This window comes from Sphingomonas prati, assembly GCF_014643515.1.
Lineage (GTDB): Bacteria > Pseudomonadota > Alphaproteobacteria > Sphingomonadales > Sphingomonadaceae > Sphingomonas_R > Sphingomonas_R prati.
In genome coordinates, this window is the sequence record NZ_BMJP01000001.1 from 981,162 (window position 1) to 998,797 (window position 17,636).

The 17,636-nt window shown below is 67.4% G+C and carries 16 protein-coding genes; 10 read left to right on the forward strand and 6 right to left on the reverse strand.

Going from position 1 to position 17,636, the window contains the following annotated elements; translation table 11 throughout:
• Positions 1 to 5 precede the first annotated feature (5 nt).
• Positions 6 to 1,973: an ATP-binding protein gene (locus tag IEX50_RS04480; RefSeq protein ID WP_157175452.1), complete on the forward strand. Its 1,968-nt coding sequence runs from the start codon at positions 6 to 8 to the stop codon at positions 1,971 to 1,973.
• Positions 1,974 to 1,975: 2 nt separating this feature from the next.
• Here the strand turns inward: IEX50_RS04480 and IEX50_RS04485 are convergent, their stop codons facing one another.
• The 3 genes from IEX50_RS04485 to IEX50_RS04495 are packed head-to-tail and all read right to left on the reverse strand — an operon-like array spanning position 1,976 to position 4,362.
• Positions 1,976 to 2,848 (reverse strand): hypothetical protein, encoded by an 873-nt coding sequence (locus tag IEX50_RS04485; RefSeq protein WP_157175451.1) that lies wholly within the window; start codon positions 2,846 to 2,848, stop codon positions 1,976 to 1,978.
• 13 nt (positions 2,849 to 2,861) lie between these two features.
• Positions 2,862 to 3,842 (reverse strand): diacylglycerol/lipid kinase family protein, encoded by a 981-nt coding sequence (locus IEX50_RS04490; RefSeq protein ID WP_157175450.1) that lies wholly within the window; start codon positions 3,840 to 3,842, stop codon positions 2,862 to 2,864.
• A 1-nt stretch (position 3,843) separates the two neighbouring features.
• Positions 3,844 to 4,362 (reverse strand): DUF2141 domain-containing protein, encoded by a 519-nt coding sequence (locus tag IEX50_RS04495; protein ID WP_157175449.1) that lies wholly within the window; start codon positions 4,360 to 4,362, stop codon positions 3,844 to 3,846.
• Between the two features lie 119 nt (positions 4,363 to 4,481).
• Between IEX50_RS04495 and lptF the strand changes: the two genes are divergently transcribed.
• From lptF to IEX50_RS04515, 4 genes are all read left to right on the forward strand, one after another.
• A complete protein-coding gene (gene lptF, locus IEX50_RS04500; RefSeq protein WP_157175448.1) occupies positions 4,482 to 5,699 on the forward strand; it encodes an LPS export ABC transporter permease LptF in 1,218 nt (405 codons plus the stop codon).
• Positions 5,696 to 6,787, forward strand: coding sequence for an LPS export ABC transporter permease LptG (lptG, locus tag IEX50_RS04505; RefSeq protein ID WP_157175447.1), 1,092 nt, complete (start codon positions 5,696 to 5,698; stop codon positions 6,785 to 6,787). The genes lptF and lptG overlap by 4 nt, the downstream gene beginning before the upstream one ends.
• 159 nt (positions 6,788 to 6,946) lie before the next feature.
• Positions 6,947 to 7,654, forward strand: a complete 708-nt coding sequence (locus IEX50_RS04510; protein ID WP_157175871.1) for a sterol desaturase family protein — start codon at positions 6,947 to 6,949, stop codon at positions 7,652 to 7,654.
• Between the two features lie 5 nt (positions 7,655 to 7,659).
• Positions 7,660 to 8,823, forward strand: coding sequence for an N-acetyltransferase (locus IEX50_RS04515; protein ID WP_157175446.1), 1,164 nt, complete (start codon positions 7,660 to 7,662; stop codon positions 8,821 to 8,823).
• A 32-nt stretch (positions 8,824 to 8,855) separates the two neighbouring features.
• On the opposite strand, the gene IEX50_RS04520 is transcribed toward IEX50_RS04515, so the two are convergent.
• The 3 genes from IEX50_RS04520 to mutL form a co-directional block, all read right to left on the reverse strand.
• Positions 8,856 to 9,197, reverse strand: coding sequence for a hypothetical protein (locus IEX50_RS04520; protein WP_157175445.1), 342 nt, complete (start codon positions 9,195 to 9,197; stop codon positions 8,856 to 8,858).
• A gap of 73 nt (positions 9,198 to 9,270) precedes the next feature.
• On the reverse strand, positions 9,271 to 9,807 hold the full coding sequence (locus tag IEX50_RS04525; protein WP_157175444.1) for a GNAT family N-acetyltransferase: 537 nt from the start codon (positions 9,805 to 9,807) through the stop codon (positions 9,271 to 9,273).
• 382 nt (positions 9,808 to 10,189) lie between these two features.
• Positions 10,190 to 11,947 carry a DNA mismatch repair endonuclease MutL gene (gene mutL, locus IEX50_RS04530; protein WP_157175443.1) on the reverse strand — a complete coding sequence of 586 codons (1,758 nt, stop codon included), beginning with the start codon at positions 11,945 to 11,947 and terminating at the stop codon, positions 10,190 to 10,192.
• A 112-nt stretch (positions 11,948 to 12,059) separates the two neighbouring features.
• Here mutL and IEX50_RS04535 point away from each other — a divergent pair, with 112 nt between their 5' ends.
• Genes IEX50_RS04535 through rodA form a run of 5 tightly spaced genes read left to right on the forward strand, consistent with a single transcriptional unit; the run spans position 12,060 to position 17,626 of the window.
• Positions 12,060 to 13,100, forward strand: coding sequence for a rod shape-determining protein (locus IEX50_RS04535; protein WP_157175870.1), 1,041 nt, complete (start codon positions 12,060 to 12,062; stop codon positions 13,098 to 13,100).
• A gap of 14 nt (positions 13,101 to 13,114) precedes the next feature.
• Positions 13,115 to 14,014, forward strand: a complete 900-nt coding sequence (locus IEX50_RS04540; RefSeq protein ID WP_157175442.1) for a rod shape-determining protein MreC — start codon at positions 13,115 to 13,117, stop codon at positions 14,012 to 14,014.
• The gene (locus IEX50_RS04545) at positions 14,011 to 14,547 is read left to right on the forward strand and encodes a rod shape-determining protein MreD (protein ID WP_229673643.1); all 537 of its coding nucleotides are present in this window, start codon (positions 14,011 to 14,013) and stop codon (positions 14,545 to 14,547) included. Before IEX50_RS04540 ends, IEX50_RS04545 begins: the two co-directional genes overlap by 4 nt.
• Positions 14,544 to 16,526 (forward strand): penicillin-binding protein 2, encoded by a 1,983-nt coding sequence (gene mrdA / locus IEX50_RS04550; protein WP_157175441.1) that lies wholly within the window; start codon positions 14,544 to 14,546, stop codon positions 16,524 to 16,526. Before IEX50_RS04545 ends, mrdA begins: the two co-directional genes overlap by 4 nt.
• Positions 16,523 to 17,626 carry a rod shape-determining protein RodA gene (gene rodA, locus IEX50_RS04555; RefSeq protein WP_157175440.1) on the forward strand — a complete coding sequence of 368 codons (1,104 nt, stop codon included), beginning with the start codon at positions 16,523 to 16,525 and terminating at the stop codon, positions 17,624 to 17,626. The genes mrdA and rodA overlap by 4 nt, the downstream gene beginning before the upstream one ends.
• The last annotated feature ends 10 nt before the right edge of the window (positions 17,627 to 17,636 follow it).

The following is a 17,636-nucleotide window of genomic DNA, read 5'->3' on the forward strand; positions in this document are numbered from 1 at the left end:
CGGGCATGACCGCCCCGCCCCCCCGGACTTCCGATGCGGAACCGCCAAACTGGTGGCAGAACATCTGGGTCCGGGCCGGGGCGATGGCGGTCGCGTTGCTGCTCGCGCTGCTCGTCACGCTGGTCGGCATCGCGAACGCGCGGCGGGATACGGCGCTGTCACAACAACGGCACAGTTACGAGGTCCTGCTCGCCATCCGTGATTTCGACGTGGCCATGGCGCGGGCGGAGGCGGCGCTCGGCCGCTTCGCCATCTCCGGCGCCCCAACCGCGGGTCGGGCCTACTTCGATCACTGGGCGCTGGCGGGCGCGCGGCTCGACACGCTGACGGGGCTGACCGCACCCGATCCGGTCCAGCGCCCGGTCATCGCTGCGCTCCGCGTCCTCTATGAACGCCGCCGCGCCGAACTCGACGCCCCAGCCCGCAGCGCCGGCACGCGCCAGGGCTGGGCCGCGCTCACCGCCTTCGACCGCGCCGGCCGATCGCCGAGCATTGATCAGTTGTCCACGCTGGTCGACCGCGTCTCGCGCCACGAACGCGCCACGCTGACCGGCCTGTCCGCACAGGCCGAACGATCAGGTGCGCAGTCCGACATCCTGGCGACCCTGCTCTCGCTGCTCGGCGTCGTGCTCAGCATCGTCGGCGTCGTGCTCGGCACGCTCGCGGTCCGTGCCGTCCACGCGCGGCGCGAGGCGGGCCGCCGCGCAGACGTCGCCGCCGATCGCGCCGGCGCGCTGGAACTCGCTGTCGAGGCACGGACCCGCGAACTGCGCGATGCCAACGTCCGGCTGCAGGTCGAGGCGACGACCCGCGCCGCGGCCGAGGCACAACTCCATCAAGCGCAGAAAATGGAAGCGGTCGGCCAGCTGACCGGCGGAATCGCGCATGATTTCAATAACATGCTGGCGGTCGTGCTCGGCGGGCTGGAACTGGCGCAGCGCCGGCTGACGAACAGTCCGAAGGACGTCGCCCGCCACCTCGATCAGGCGCTCGACGGGGCGACCCGCGCAGCCGCGCTCACCCGCCGCCTGCTCGCCTTCGCGCGCGCCGAACCGTTGCGGCCGGAACATGTCGATGCCGCGCGGCTAATTCGCGGCATGCGCGACCTGCTCGACCGTGCGCTTGGCGAACGGATCGTCGTCGCATTGACGATCGCAGACGATTGCTGGGCGACTTGGTGCGATCCACATCAGCTTGAGAACGCAATCCTGAACCTCGCGGTCAACGCTCGCGATGCACTCGACGGCGAAGGCCGCGTGGACATCATCACGACGAACTGCACGGTCGCGGCGGACGAGGTCGGCAAGCTTGCGCCCGGCGACTATCTCCGGATCGAGGTCCGCGACACCGGCTGCGGCATGGACCCCGCCGTCATCGCGCGCGCGTTCGAACCGTTCTTCACGACGAAGCCGATCGGGAAGGGTACCGGTCTCGGGCTCAGCCAGATATTCGGCTTCGCACGCCAGTCCGGCGGCGACATCCTGATCAGCTCGCAGCCTGGTGCCGGCACCGGCGTCTCGCTCTACCTCCCCCGCCACATCGCCGAGGTCGCCGGACCGACTATCTCCGCCCCCTCCCCCGCCACTCGGAACGGCCACGGTGAAACCGTGATGGTGGTGGAGGACGATCCCCGCGTCCGCACCTCGACAGTCGAGGCGTTGGCGGAGCTCGGCTACCGCCCGATCGCCTGCGCTTGCGGGGAGGATGCGCTCGCCGCTCTCCGCACAGAACGCGACGTACGGCTCGTCATCTCGGACGTCGTCATGCCGGGCATGACCGGGCCTGACCTCGTCGCGGCAATCCGCGCCGACCATCCGCACGTGGCGACGATCTTCGTCACTGGCTATGTCGGCGATGCCGATACCGGCGACCGGCTCCGCGGGCAGGACGTGCTGCGCAAGCCGTTCACCATCGCCGGCCTCGCCCGCGCGGTCCGCACCAGCCTGACCCCGGTGGAGCCGGCAGTCCCCTGACGCTACCGCACCGCGCCGCCGCGTAGCAGCCGCGGCAGCAGCACCAGCGCACCCAGCAACGGATGCCGTCGCTGCCACGGCCGGATCGCGATCTTGGTGCCGGCGTGGCGATTGATCTTCCACGCCAGATAATCGATCCCGCCGGCAAAGGTCGCACTCGCTTTCATCAGGCGCAGCACAGTCAGCGACTTGCCGTTGCGCCGCAACCGGCGCCAGCGCGCCTCATTCCCGGCCCCGACCAACCCCGGCAGGATCGCCGCCCCGAACCGCCGGTACCGCTCCGGATCGGCATCGACGATCGACCCCGACCGGTCGTCCCGCTCGGCGCGCAACTCGGCGCGATAGGTCTGCGAAAACGCCGCGCGCCACACCGCCAGCGGATCGCCCCGCTCGGCGGGCGCAACCATCGGCAACGCCAGCGCCATCGCGGTCGGCCCCGCCCGCGCGACCGACCCAACCACGCGCTCGGCGGCCGCGTCGTCACTCCGCCACACCAGCCGCGACGGCTGGGCGAACCGAGCCCAGACCGACACGGTCGCCGCCTCCGGCCCGCACAGCGCTTGCAGGTCCGCTTCGGACAGCACCGCATATTTCGATGCCAAGCCATGGTGCGCAAACGGAAACACGTTCGGCGGCAACAACCGGTTCGCCACCCGCATCCAGCGCGCGGGATAGGCCGCGCGATACTCCGACACGATCAGGTAGAAATCGAGCATCTGCCCGTCCAGCTCGGTCGTCCGAAGGCACGATCCGTAGAACAGCACCGCCCGCGCCGCATCCCCATGCCGCGCCGCGATCGCCGCCGCCATCGCGGTCACCCGCGGATCGACCGGCAGCGCCAGCTCGTCACGCACCAGCGCGCGCACCGCCGTCACACCCGCTGCCTGTTCAGGCGGCAAGGCGCAGGAACGGAACGGGCGAGGTGTGTTTCAGCACGATCGGGAACCCCTCGACATTCTGGAACAACTCGCCGTCCAGGATAACGCTCGACCGCACGCCCTCGATCCGGATCTCGTCGCCGCGCTCGACATGCACGCCGTTCATCGCCTGCTTGCCCAGCCGCCCGCTGATCCCGGCGAAGATCGCTCGCACCAGCGTCCACGGCCGATGATCGACCATCATAAGCTTCAGCGCTCCCTCGTCTCCGCCCGCCATCGTCGACGCGGACGTCCCGATCAGCATCTTCTGCAAAGTGGTCACGATCATGATTGAGAACCGCCCCTGCAACTGCCCCTGCCGCATCAGCGACACCTTCACATGCCCCGGCCGCGGCGGCAGGAACGCCGCGCGGATGCCAAAGATGAGTGACAGCACGACGGCAAACGCGGTCAGCACATGGCTGAACCCGTTGGGCAGCCCCAGCGGATATACCTTGTTGCGGCAGAACAGGATCGAGTCGGCCAGCCCGGCACCGCCCAGGAACATGCCCATCACGGGCCGCACGCTGGCATCGTCGCCGCTGGTCAGCGCGATCAGCTCGCGCCGCACGACATAGGCGTCGACCCCGTTCCGCGCGATCTCCATCACCCGCTCCAGCGCCGCGACCGGGTCACCGACGGCGCCTAGGTCGAGCGCGATGAGGTTCGTCTTGCCGTTGGGCAGCACCGCGACCGGCGGCGGCGTCTCGCCGAACCACTGGCCATGATGGATCTCGGTCAGCACCGTCTGCACGGTGCCGTCGCCGCCGTTGATGACCAGCACGACCGGCTCGACCCGCGCGATCGTGCGCAGCGCCTCGCCGATCTGCGCGACCTCCTCCACCTCGTAGTGAAAGATATCGTCGTGCTCGGCGCAGAAAGCGCGGATCCGCGGCAGAAGCGACCGGTTGCCCGTCGATTTCGGATTGGACAGGAGTGCGACACGAACCATCTTAACGCCCCGAGATCGGGCGGAATGACATGCCCTGCATATAGTTCAGGATGACCGGCACCGTCGTCACGCCGCGCCCGACCGAGATCACCACCCGTTCGGCGGGCGGCTTCCGCTTGAACACCAAGTCGCCGACCGACACGTGCGGATTGCCCGACATGCCGCCGCCATCGGCGCGGCCGGTCTTGCGGTCACCGTCCATGTCGTGCCGGACCGAGACGGCGTATTCCCCGGTCCGACCAACCGGCACGCAGACCCGCGCGGGTCCGCTGGCCGGCACGGGCACGTCGATGCGATCGATATATGCGCCCTTTTCGAAGAAGCTCTGGCGATCGCCGCCATAGCTCTGGATCCGCAACATGCCATGGCGGTCCTTGAACCCGGTCACCTGCACCAGCATCGCCGGCACGGCCGACGCACCGCACCCGCCGACATGCGACGCCAGCGGCGCAGCGGCCGCCGGCGCGCCAGACAACAGCGCCGCTGCGACCAACCCGACCAGACCCGACAGTTTCGACATGACCTAAGCACTCCCGGAAGCTATAGCCGCGCAACATCGCGGTGGTTCGACGAAGCCTCCTCGTTCACGTCAGATCGGCCGCGTTTGAGGCCAAAACATGGTGATGGGGCGTCGCAATCTTGAAATTCGGAACCCTGACCGATCGCTACATCGCTCGCCTGATCGCCGTTCCGCTCGCCGGAACCCTGGTCGTGGCGGCCATGCTCTTCCTGCTCGACAAAATGCTCAGCCTGTTCGATTTCGTTGCGAGCGAGGGCGGACCGGTCTCAGTGGTGTGGCGGATGCTGGCGAACATGCTGCCCGAATATCTGTCGTTCGCCATCCCGATCGGCCTGACCCTCGGCATCCTGCTGGCGTTCCGCAAACTGGCGATGTCCTCGGAACTCGACGTCCTGCGTGCGGTTGGGCTCGGCTACGGCCGGCTGCTCCGCGTGCCCTACATCTTCGCGATCGCGCTCGCGCTCCTGAACCTCCTGATCCTCGGCTACGTCCAGCCGATGTCGCGCTACGCCTATGAAGGGTTGCGCTACGAACTGCGCTCCGGTGCATTGGGCGCCTCGATCAAGGTCGGCGAATTCACGAAACTCGGCAAGCGCATGACGATGCGGATCGAGCGCGCCGAGAACAAGGGCCGCGACCTCTACGGTATCTTCGTCGATACGCAGGCGAGCGGCGGGCGCACGCTGGCCGTCACCGCCGAACGTGGCACGTTCCTGGCGACGGACGATCCCAACACGATCATCTTCCGTCTCGCGAACGGCACACTCGTCCACGACGCGCCCGAATTCCGCTCGCCGCGCGTGCTCAGCTTCGTCGCGCATGATCTGCCGATCGACCTGCCCAAGATGGAGTCGTTCCGTCAGCGCGGCAGCCGCGACCGCGAGCTGACGATCCCGGAACTGTCCCGCCAGTCCAAGCTGGAGGAGACCACCCCCGCGACCCGCAACGCGCTGCGCTCCGAATATCATTTCCGGCTGGTCGAGGTCGCGACGATGCTGCTTCTCCCGCTGCTGGCGCTCGCCCTTGCGGTCCCGCCCAAGCGCTCGTCCTCTGCGCTCGGCGTGTTCGTCGCGATCGTCGTGCTGGTGACGCAGCACAAAATCAACGAGTATGGCGCGGCGCTCGGCACGCTGGGGCGGATCGATCCGATCCTGGCGCTCTGGATTCCGTTCCTCGGCTTCGCTGCGTTGACGATCTGGATGTACCACATGGTCGCGAACGTCCCCGGCGGCGCGCCGATCGCGGTGCTCGAACGTGGCTTCGCGAAAATCGGCGCGAGCTTCCGCAGCCTCGGCCGGCGCTGGACCGATCGCCGTAACAAGGACCTGCCGGCATGAACCTGTCCTTCGGCTCGCGCACCATCACGATCTACATGGCGCGGACTTTCCTGGTCCGCAGCGTGGCCGTGCTCGCCGCGCTCGTAATCGTCCTGCTGGCGCTCGACCTGCTTGGCGAGTCGGGCGACATCCTCGCCTACAAGGGCAATGGCAGCCCGGAACTGTGGACCTATGCCTCGCTGCGCACGCCGCAGATCATGTCGCGCTTCCTGCCGTTCGCGGTGCTGCTCGGCACGCTCATCACGCTGGCGACGCTGAACCAGAACAGCGAGATCATCGCGATGAAGGCCGCCAGCGTCTCGGCGCATCAGATTCTTGCCCCGCTGATCATCGCCAGCGTCGCGGTCGCCGCGGTCTCGTTCGCGTTCAACGATCGCATTGTGACGCGCGCCACTGCGACGCTGTCGGCTTGGCAGGCGGTCGAATATGGCCCGATCCCGGCCGATCGCGGCATCGTCACCAACGTCTGGCTCCGCGACGGGGACGATCTCGTCCATGCCGATACCGTCGGCGGCCGCGGTCCCGCGACGGTCCTGCGCGGGATCACGGTCTATGACCGCGACGGCGGCATCCTGAAATCGATCGTCACCGCGGCGAGCGCCGGTCAGCAGGGCGGCGGCTGGGTGCTCCAGGGGGCACAGCGGTTCGACGTCGCCGCCGGCGTCCGCAAGCCGGCGCCCGGCTACCGCATCGCGCAGGGCGTTACGCCCGACCGTTTCACGCTCGCCGATGTCCACCCCGACGAACGTTCGTTCGCTGACCTGAACGACGCCATTGGCGAACTCTCAGCCGCTGGCCGCCCGACCGGACCGTTGAGGGCCGGGCTGTGGCACAAGATTTCCGGCCCGCTGTCGGCGGTGCTGATGCCGCTGCTCGCTGGTGTCGCCGCGTTCGGCCTCGCGCGGTCCGGGCGGCTGTTCCTGCGCGCGGTGCTCGGCATGGCACTCGGTTTTGCCTATTTCGTGGCAGACAATTTCGCGCTCGCGATGGGCAATCTCGGCGCCTACCCGCCCAGCCTGGCCGCCTGGGCACCGTTCGTCCTGTTCCTGTTGATCGGCGAGGCCGTTCTGATCCGAACCGAGGAATAACGCGGCAACGCCCGAAATCCGCCGCATTGCAGAACGATACACGTCTTCATATCTGAATGGACCGGGCGACGGCCTGCGACGTACCAGCAAGGACTGCCAGTGAAGACGATCGAAACCCCCCGCGCCGGCTTCTGGAGCCAGCGCCACCATCTCGACCGGATGACCCTCCGCGAGCTGGTCGTGGCTTATTTCCAGTATCCCGCGATCATCGCCTATCTGGTGCTGTCCGCGGTTTCGATCGGCGTGTTCGCCTGGCGTCCCGCGCCGCTTGTCCCGACGCTGGCCGCGATCCTGTTCGCCGCGATCGTCTATCCGCTGGCCTGGTACGTCCTCCACCGCTTCGTCCTGCACAGCAAGTGGATGTGGAAGTCGAAGGTTCTGGCTCCGACCTGGAAGCGGATCCATTACGATCATCACCAGGATCCGAACCACCTCGAAGTGCTGTTCGGCGCGCTCCACACGACGCTGCCGACCATCGCGATCGCGACGGCACCGATCGGTTATGCGATCGGCGGCATCGGCGGCGCGGCGGCGGCACTGGCAACCGGTCTGCTGACCACCTGCTTCTACGAATTCTGCCACTGCATCCAACATCTGGCCTACAAGCCGAAGAACGCTTGGCTCGCCACGATGAAGGCCAAGCACATGGCCCATCATTTCCATGACGAGACCGGCAATTTCGGCATCACCAGCTACTTCTGGGATAAGCTGTTCGGTACGCACTACAACCGTGTCAGCGAGCGCAAGAAGAGCCCGACCGTCTTCAACCTGGGTTACACGCCCGATGTCGCCAAGGACTACCCTTACGTCGGCGACCTGTCGGGCGGCGTGAAGATGAGCCACCCGGCCACGCGCATCCGGGACTGAACCGCATGACCCTCGTTCCGGCCGACGTCCGCATCACAGAGGTCCGGACGCGGGCCGAACGCGCCGCCTTCATTGACCTGCCGTTCCGGCTCTACGCCAACGACACCGCCTGGATCCCGCCGCTCAAGGCGGAGGTGAAGGCGTTGCTGACCCCCGGCGCGAACCCCTGGTTCGAACATGCGACTGCGGCATTCCTCATCGCCCGCCGCGGGACACTCGTGACCGGGCGCATCTCGGCCCAGGTCGACAAGCTCGTCCAGGCCATGCCGCTCGAACAGGGCGGCGGCAGCGAGGTCGGCCATTGGGGCATGTTCGAGGCCGAGGACGCCGAAACCGCCGCCGCGCTGATTGCCGCGGCCGAGGACTGGCTCCGTCGCCGCGGCGTCAGCCATGCCATGGGCCCGTTCAGCCTGTCCGTCTGGGACGAACCCGGCCTGCTGATCGACGGTTTCGAGCAGTCGCCGACCGTCATGATGGGCCACCACCTGCCCGCCTACGAGAGTTATATCACCGCGGCCGGCTACACCGGGGTCAAGGACCTTTACTGCTACGAACTCAGCATCGTCGAGGACATGCCCCCGCTGATCCAGCGGATCGTGGCCTCAGGTGAACGCAACGCCCGCATCCGCGTCCGCAAGGTCGACAAGAGCAAGTTCGCGCAGGAAGCCGCGATCATCCTCGGCATCCTCAACGACGCCTGGTCCGACAACTGGGGCTATGTCCCGCTGACCGACGCGGAAATCGCCTATGCCGGCAAGAAACTGAAGCCCGTCGTGTTCGAAGACCTCATCATGATTGCCGAGGTCGAGGGCGAACCGGTCGCGTTCATGATGACGTTGCCAGACCTGAACGAGCTGACCGCCGACCTCAACGGCCGGCTCTTCCCGTTCAACTTCGCCAAGCTCCTCTGGCGCCTCCGCAAGCCGAAGGTCCGCACCATGCGCGTCCCGCTGATGGGCGTCGTCAAACGGATGCAGGCGACCCGTCTCGCCAGCCAGCTCGCCTTCATGATGATCGAATATATCCGCCGCGCCTCGGTCGCCAACTACGGCGCCACGCGCAGCGAGATCGGCTGGATCCTCGAAGACAACCAGGGCATGCGCTCGATCGCCGACGCCCTCAAGACCCGCATCAACAAGACCTACCGCATCTATGAACGGCATATCTAACGGGTATATCATCTGCCGCCCGCAAATGCCCGTTAGCTCCCGTTCGTGCGAAGCGTCCTCCGAATCAGCCAGAGGTGGAGACGCTGGATCACGACGAACATGACCCCGATCCCAATCAGCACCGGGAGCACCATGCCCTCCTGCCCGGGCCGGGGCGGCATGGTAAAGGACAGAATGGTCAGGCTCGCCAAAGTGAGAAGCGCCGAGACCGGAATGAACGCTAGCGCGATACGCCGCAGCGCGGACCACGTTACTTCGCCGTCGAACCACCACTGCATCGGCAATCGATCTTCTCGCCGAAGTCGCGCGTTCGCCCGTACTGCAAACCCGCAAAGAACTATTCCGAAGAAAACGGCAATAACAATCATGGCCATGACCTACCTCGAACAACGAAGCTAACACATCGCTTTCACCCAGCAAATGTTTGAGGGCGTTCGCCGAACGAAATTATGAAACGCCCGGATGGGGTAGCGAGCTGCGGTTCCATCGATCGGCTGTCAGCCGGAGATAAACGCTGTCGCACCATTCGCCACCAACCTGCCAGGCCGCTGCCTGCCGTCCGATTTCATGAACTCCCAGGCGGGTGAGTAGTCCCAAGGCCGCGGTATTTCGGGGATCAACGTCTGCCTCGATCGCTGGTAGCTTATGCTGCACGAACGCTCGAACAATCACGGCGCTGAGTGCTTCCGTCGCTAATCCTCGCCCCCAACATATCGGATGAAGAATAAACCCAATTTCGGGAAAACGGTAAAAGCCAGCTTTACCAATCGTCAGGCCTTCGTGCTCAATCACGAAGTCCTCCCCGTCACTTGGCTGGATACCGACCATCGCCGCGAGCCATTCTTGTGTTTGCGTCTCATCTACATGCGGGGGTGTCGACCAGAAGGCCATTGCGCGACCATCCGACATGATCTCGTGAAATGCCTGGAGGTCGGACATTCGAGCTGGCCGAAGCCTAAGTCGTTCCGTGTGTAACTCTACCATCCTTTGCCTGTAGCAAAGCCGGTGCCCCCTCCAAAATGGCGGGGATTACACGGTAGCGGTCATGTGCTGGATCGCCCGTCTTGACAACTGTCATTGGTGGTTAGCGGACGTCATATGCCGCCCCGGTTCTCCAACAGCGTCAAGACTACGAAGAGGACGATCGTGCCCGACCAAGTGAAGGTGAAGCCGACGATTTAGCCGCGCGCTGGCTCATTGAAGCGTCGGCGGAGAAAAGCAATCCGAAGATTGCTCCGCATAGAACAGCGCTTACAATTATCGGCGCCGCGAAAGCTTCCATGGAGCTAATGCCGTCCATGAGGGGACTATGCATAGGCGTTGAATATCCGGAACTGGGCGCGAGCGGACATTCGCCTTCATCCCCTCATTTTCGCCCGAACAGCTTCTCCAGATCGGCGGACTGCAATTTCACCCACGTCGGCCGGCCATGGTTGCACTGCCCGCTATGCGGCGTGACCTCCATCTCGCGGAGCAGCGCGTTCATCTCCGCGACCGACAGGATCCGCCCGGCCCGCACCGATCCGTGGCACGCCATCGTCGCGGCGATCAGGTCGAGCCGCACCTGGAGCGACAATGCGCTGTCGAACGCGGCCAGGTCGTCCGCCAAATCGGTCACCAGCCCCCGCACGTCGCCCGCCCCCAGCAACGCCGGCGTCGCGCGGACCAGCACCGCACGCGGGCCGAACCGTTCCAGCTCCACCCCGAACGCCACCAGCTCGGCCGCGCGCTCCTCCAGCCGGTCGCACGCCGTCTCGTCCAGTTCGACCACCTCGGGCAGCAGCAGCGCCTGCCGCGCCACGCCGCCGTCCGCCATCGCGGCGCGCATCCGTTCCAGCACGAGCCGTTCGTGCGCGGCATGCTGGTCGACCAGCACCAGCCCGTCGACCGCCTCCGCCACGATATAGGTCGCCGCCACCTGCCCCCGCGCGATGCCAAGCGGATGTTCGGTCGGTTCCGGCGGCGGCGCGGCCGCATATTCCGCGCGCCCGGCGGGTTCGGGGCGATAGTCTGGCCGCGCATCCCAGACCGATCCCTGCCGCGGCGCGGAGGAGACTGCCGACGACGGCGCCCAGGCCGGCTGCAACGGCTCGGCGTGCCAGCTGCCCAGCGCCGCCGCGGACGGCCGCTGCACACTGCGATGCCCCGCCGCATCGAGTGCGGCGCGCAGCCCCCCGACGATCAGCCCGCGGACCAGCCCCGCATCGCGGAACCGCACCTCGGTCTTGGCGGGATGCACGTTCACGTCCACCTCGTCGCCGGGCAGGTCGATGAACAGCGCCAGCACCGGATGCCGGTCGCGCGCCAGCAAGTTCTGATACGCGGCGCGCACCGCCCCCACGAGCACCCGATCGCGCACCGGCCGCCCGTTCACGAACAGATATTGATGGTCCGCCACCCCGCGGTGGAACGTCGGCAGCCCGGCCACCCCGCCCAGCGTCACGTTGCCGCGGACATGATCGACCGCGACGCTGTTCGACAGCAGATCCCGATCGGTCAGCGCCGCGACCCGCGCCGCGCGACTATCCTGCGGCGTCACCGCCAGCGTCCGCCGCCCGTCATGGTCCAGCGTGAAACCGATGTCCGGCCGCGCCATCGCCAGCCGCTTCACCACATCGACGCACGCGCCATATTCGGATCGAACCGACCGCAGGAACTTCCGCCGCGCCGGCACCCGCGCGAACAGATCCTCCACCCGGATTCGGGTCCCCGGCGGCATCGCGACCGGCGCGTCGGTCGCGACCATGCCGTTATCGACGATCCGCGCCCAGCCATCGCCGGTTCGCGTCCGACTTTCGATCGTCATCCGCGAAACGCTGGCGATCGACGGCAACGCCTCACCCCGAAAGCCGAGCGTCTGGACGTCCTCGATCGCCTCGTCCGGCAGCTTCGACGTGGCATGGCGTTCCAGCGCCAGCGCGATCTCTGCACGGTCCATCCCGTGCCCGTCATCGGCCACGTCGATGCGCGCGATCCCGCCTTCGACCAGCGATATGACGATCCGCGTGGCCCCCGCGTCGATCGCGTTTTCCACCAGCTCCTTCAGCGCGGCGGACGGCCGTTCGACCACCTCGCCGGCCGCGATGCGATTCACCAGATGCTCGGGCAGGCGACGTATTGACATGCCCCGTCCCGTAGCCCAATCGCCGGGTCTCCGCGAGCCGTCGATCATATGAAGCCATTCCTTGATCGGCGGATGGGGCACGCGATCCTATTCGGACCAGATGGGCGGGCAGATGATTTTTTCGCGATTGTTCAAGATGATGTCGCACGACATGGCGATCGATTTGGGGACCGCCAACACGGTCGTCTATTTGCGTGGCCGGGGAATCGTCCTGAACGAGCCCTCGGTGGTCGCGATCGAGACGATCAACGGCGTGAAGAAGGTGCGCGCGGTCGGTGACGACGCCAAGATGATGATGGGCAAGACGCCCGACAGCATCGAGGCGATCCGTCCGATGCGCGACGGTGTCATCGCCGACATCGACGTGGCCGAACAGATGATCAAGCACTTCATCGAAAAGGTGCACGGCAAGAGCCGCTTCCCGCGCTGGCCGGAAATCGTCATCTGCGTCCCGTCGGGGTCCACCAAGGTGGAACGCCGCGCGATCCGCGATGCCGCATCCAATGCCGGCGCGTCGCAGGTCTGGCTGATCGAGGAGCCGATGGCCGCCGCGATCGGGGCCGACATGCCCGTCACCGAACCGATCGGTTCGATGGTGGTCGACATCGGCGGCGGCACGACGGAGGTCGCGGTGCTCTCGCTGCGCGGTCTGGCCTACACCACGTCGGTGCGGGTCGGCGGCGACAAGATGGACGAGGCGATCGCCTCCTACGTCCGGCGCAACCACAACCTGCTGATCGGGGAGGCCACGGCCGAACGGATCAAGAAGGAAGTGGGCACCGCCCGGATGCCTGCCGACGGCAAGGGCACGACGATCCACATCAAGGGTCGCGACCTGGTCAACGGCGTGCCGAAGGAGATCACGATCACCCAGGCGCAGATCGCCGAGGCGTTGACCGAACCGGTCGCCGCCATCGTCGAGGGCGTCCGCATCGCGCTGGAGAACACCGCGCCCGAACTGGCGGCCGACATCGTCGACCAGGGCATCGTGCTCACCGGCGGCGGCGCGCTGCTTCAGGGCATCGACGACGTCCTGCGCGAAGAGACGGGCCTGCCCGTCACGGTGGCGGAGGATCCCCTGACCTGCGTGGCGCTGGGCACCGGTCGGGCGCTGGAAGACCCGGTCTTCCGGGGCGTCCTGCTCACCGCTTGAGGTAGGAAGCCCGGATGGCGCCGCCCAAACACCGGCGCCCCGGCTTCTCCCGCCGGGCGCAATATGGACTGTTCGCCGGCTATGTGATCGCGACGATCGGCGTCGTGATCGCGCTGGCGGCGATCGCGGCGTGGCGGCTGGACCCGACCGGCTTCGCGCTGGTCCGCGGCGCGGCGCTCGATGCGACCGCGCCGTTGACCGCGGCCGGCGCATCCGTCTCGCGCGGGCTGTCCGACATGGGGGCCGAGGTTGGCGCCTACTGGAACGCCGGCGCGCGCAACCGCCAGATGACGCAGGAGGTCGCGACGATGCGATCCGCCCTCGTCCAGGCCCGCGCCGCGCGGTTCGAGAATGCGCGCCTCAAGCGCCTGCTGAAACTGGTCGACCGCACGCCTGAGACGATCGTCAGCACGCGCATCATCGGCAGCACGGCGTCGGGCACCCGCCGGCTCGCCACCATCGCCGCCGGCTCCGGCGACGGCGTCCGCCCGGGCCAGCCGGTCCGCAGCGGCGAGGGACTGGTCGGCCGCATTTTCGAAACCGGCCGCGGCGCCGCCCGCCTGCTGATGCTCACCGACACCGGCAGCACGGTGCCCGTTCGGCTCGCGCGCAACGGCCTGCCCGCGCTCGTCACCGGCAACGGTGACGGCCGGCTCCGCGTCCGCCCGCTGATCGCCGGGGAAAACCCGTTCCGGCGCGGCGACCTGCTCCTCACGTCCGGTACCGGCGGGCTCTATCCGCCCAACGTGCCGGTCGCGGTCATTACCGGCGCGGACGCGCTGACGCCACTTGCGCGCCCGCTCGCCGATCCGGACCGCACCGATTTCGTGCTGGTCCAGGCGATCTACGCGCCCGAGGCCGCCGCCCCGCCCCCCGGCCTGCCGACCACCGCCGGTACCGCGGGGGCGCCGTGATCGGGCGTCAGCCGGCGGGATCGGCGCATCGCGGGGCGCTGATCGACGGTCAGGCGCCGAAGGTTTCGCGCTTCGCCCGCGCGGTGCCGCCGATCTCGACCGTGCTCGCCTCGTTGCTCGGCGTCCTGCCGATCGTCACCGACGCGCCGACGATTCCACCCCTCGGCCTGCTCACCGTGCTCGGCTGGCGGCTGCTCCGCCCCGAACTCTGGCGCGCTTGGATGGCGCTGCCGCTCGGCCTGGCGGACGACCTGCTGACCGGACAGGTGCCGGGCACCGCGATGGCGACCTGGACCGTCATCTTCCTGATCCTCGACATCGTCGACGAACGCTTCCTGTTCCGCGACTATATGCTCGACTGGGCGATCGCCGCGGTCGCAATCTGCCTGGCGATCACCGCTGGCCTGCTGTCTTCGGGGCAGCATATCGCCCAGCTTCCGCTGTTCATGCCGCAAATGGCGCTCGCCATCCTCTGCTTCCCGCTCGTCGAACGGATCTGCGCGCGCATCGACCGCTGGCGGTTGCAGCGATGAGGTGGCGTCGGACGCAGCAGCGGACCCCCACCACCGAACATGCGCAGGCGCTGTCCTTCACGCGCCGCGCGCTGGTCTTGGGCGGGGTGCAGGGCGGCATCATGGCGATGCTGGCGGTCCGGATGGGCTGGCTGTCGATCGCCGAGAACGAGCATTACCGGCTGCTGTCCGAAAGCAACCGTGTCCAGTTGCAGCTCATTCCTCCGCGCCGCGGCTGGATCGTCGATCGCAACGGCCGCCCGATGGCGATCAACCGCACGGATTTCCGCGTCGACCTCATCCCCGACCAGCTCCGCGATCGCGACCGCGTGCTGGCCGCGCTGCAACGCATGCTTGGCCTGACCCCGGACGACATGCAGCGGATCACTGAGGAGCTGGAGGACTCACCCGGCTTCCGCCCGGTCCCGGTGGCCGAAAACCTGCCCTACGAGAAATTCGCCGCCGTCTCCGTCCGGCTGCCCGACATGGCCGGCGTCGCCCCGGCGCAGGGCTATTCTCGCTTTTACCCGGACGGGGCGGCCATCGCGCACCTGATCGGCTATGTCGGCGCCGCGTCCGCCAAGGATTATGAGCGCGACCACAATCCGCTGCTCATCACGCCGGGATTCAAGATCGGCAAGGAAGGCCTCGAACGCTCGATGGAGCCGCTGCTCCGCGGACTGCCCGGTGCCAAGCGCAACGAGGTGACGGCGCGCGGCAAGCTTGTCCGCGAACTGACCACGCGACCCGACACCAACGGCCGCACGCTGAAACTCACCATCGACGCGGGGCTGCAGGCCTATGCCGCACGCCGGCTGGGCAACGAATCCGGTGCGGTCGTCGTGGTCGACACCCACACCGGCGACCTGCTGACCATGACGTCGATGCCGGCCTATGATCCCAACAGCTTCACCGACGGCATCAGTCACGCCGAATGGGACATGCTGTCGCAGGACGATCACTTGCCGCTCCTGAACAAGACGCTCCAGGGCCTCTACCCGCCCGGCTCCACCGTGAAGCCGATCGCGGCACTGGCGCTGCAGGAGGCCGGCGTTTCGCCCGCCGAACGGGTGTTCTGCTCGGGCAGCTACCGGCTCGGCAACGGCACCTTCCACTGCCACAAGCGCGGCGGCCACGGTCCGCTCGATATGTACGGCGCGATCGCACAAAGCTGCGACGTCTATTTCTTCACCATGGGCCGGCGGATCGGGATCGACCGGATCGCCACGATGGCCCGCAAGCTGGGCCTCGGCAGCGAATATCCGTTGCCGTTCAAGTCGCAAAGCTACGGCACCGTGCCCGACACCGCGTGGAAGCTGAAGAAATACGACAAGGACTGGACTGTCGCCGACACGCTCAACGCCACGATCGGCCAGGGCTACATGCTCGCCAACCCGTTGCAGCTGGCGATGATGGTCGCGCGCATCGCCAGCGGCCGCGCGCTCATGCCCGCGCTCACGCCGGGTGCGCGGCGCCCGGCCGCCCAGCTCCAGATCGATCCCGAACATCTCGCGGTGGTGCGCCAGGCTATGAGCAACGTCATCAACCATGGCGGCACCGCGGGGCGCAGCAAGCTGCCAATCCCCGGCATCGAAATGGCGGGCAAGACCGGCACCGCGCAGGTCCGCCGCATCACCAAGGCGGATCGCGCCCGCGGCGGCAAGTTCGGCGGCGCCGGCACCGACTGGAAATATCGCGACCACGGCCTGTTCGTCGCCTTCGCGCCCGTCGCCGCCCCGCGCTACGCCGTCGCGGTCGTGCTAGAACACGGCATCTCGGGCAGCGGCGCCGCCGGCCCGGTCGCGCGCGATGTCATGACCTACATCTACGACAAGCCCCGGGCGGAGAGGATCCTGGCGGTGCTGGAGGAAGGCTGGGGCGGCGATATCGCCACCCGCGCCGCGACGCGCGCCGCCGAATGGCGCGCCGCCCGTGCCGCGAAGGAGGCACCGCCCTCCACCCCCGCCCCACCCCCTCCTCCACCGGGTCCCGTCGAATGAACCGCGACAGCGTCGTCCCCGCCCCGCTCGCCGACCTGCCGTGGCGGGTCATCCTGCTCGTCGTCGGGATCGCCGGCTTCGGTCTCGTCGTGCTCTATTCCGCCGCCGGCGGCTCGCTACGCCCCTGGGCCCAATCGCAGGGGATCAAGCTCGTCATGTTTCTCGGCCTGTCGCTCGTCGTCTCGCGCGTGCGGGAGGAGCAGCTGAAGGCCGCCGCCTTCCCGATCTACGCCGTCCTCGTCACATTGCTGTTTGCCGTGGAGGTCTTCGGCTTCGTCCGCGGCGGCAGCCAACGCTGGCTCGACCTCGGCCTGATCCGCCTGCAACCCTCCGAACTGATGAAACCGGCCATCGTGCTCGCGGTCGCGCGGTTCTATGATCTGCTCCCCTCGGGCGAGATCCGCCGCGTGAACGCGCTCTGGCCCACCGCGCTGATCATCGGCGTGCCGTTCGTGCTCGTCATGCTGCAACCCGATCTCGGCACCGCCACGATGATCCTGGCCGGCGGCGTGACCGTCGCATTCCTCGCCGGCATCCCGATCCGACTGTTCGTCGGCGCGGGCGTCGCCTTCGCCTGCGCGCTCCCCGTCGTGCTCGCCTCGATGCACGATTATCAGCGCAACCGCGTATTGATCTTCCTCAATCCTGAAAGCGACCCGCTCGGCACCGGCTATCACATCAGCCAGTCGAAGATCGCGATCGGCTCCGGCGGCATCTTCGGCAAGGGGTTCCTCGCCGGCACGCAGAGCCATCTCGACTATCTGCCCGAGGGCCACACCGATTTCGTGTTCGCCACGATGGCGGAGGAATGGGGCCTAGTCGGCGGCTGCCTGCTGATGCTCGGATTCTTCCTCGTCGTGCGCTGGGGCCTCAACGTCGGCCTGCGCGGCCGCACGCGCTTCGCCCGCCTGTCCGCCGCGGGACTGGCGACGACGATCTTCTTCTACGTCGCGATCAATCTCATGATGGTCATGGGCCTTGCCCCCGTCGTCGGCATCCCGCTCCCGCTCGTGTCGTTCGGCGGCTCGGCGATGATGACGGTCATGCTCTGTTTCGGGATGTTGATGGCGCTCGATCGCTCGCAAAGACGATCGCGCTGATTAACCGCTT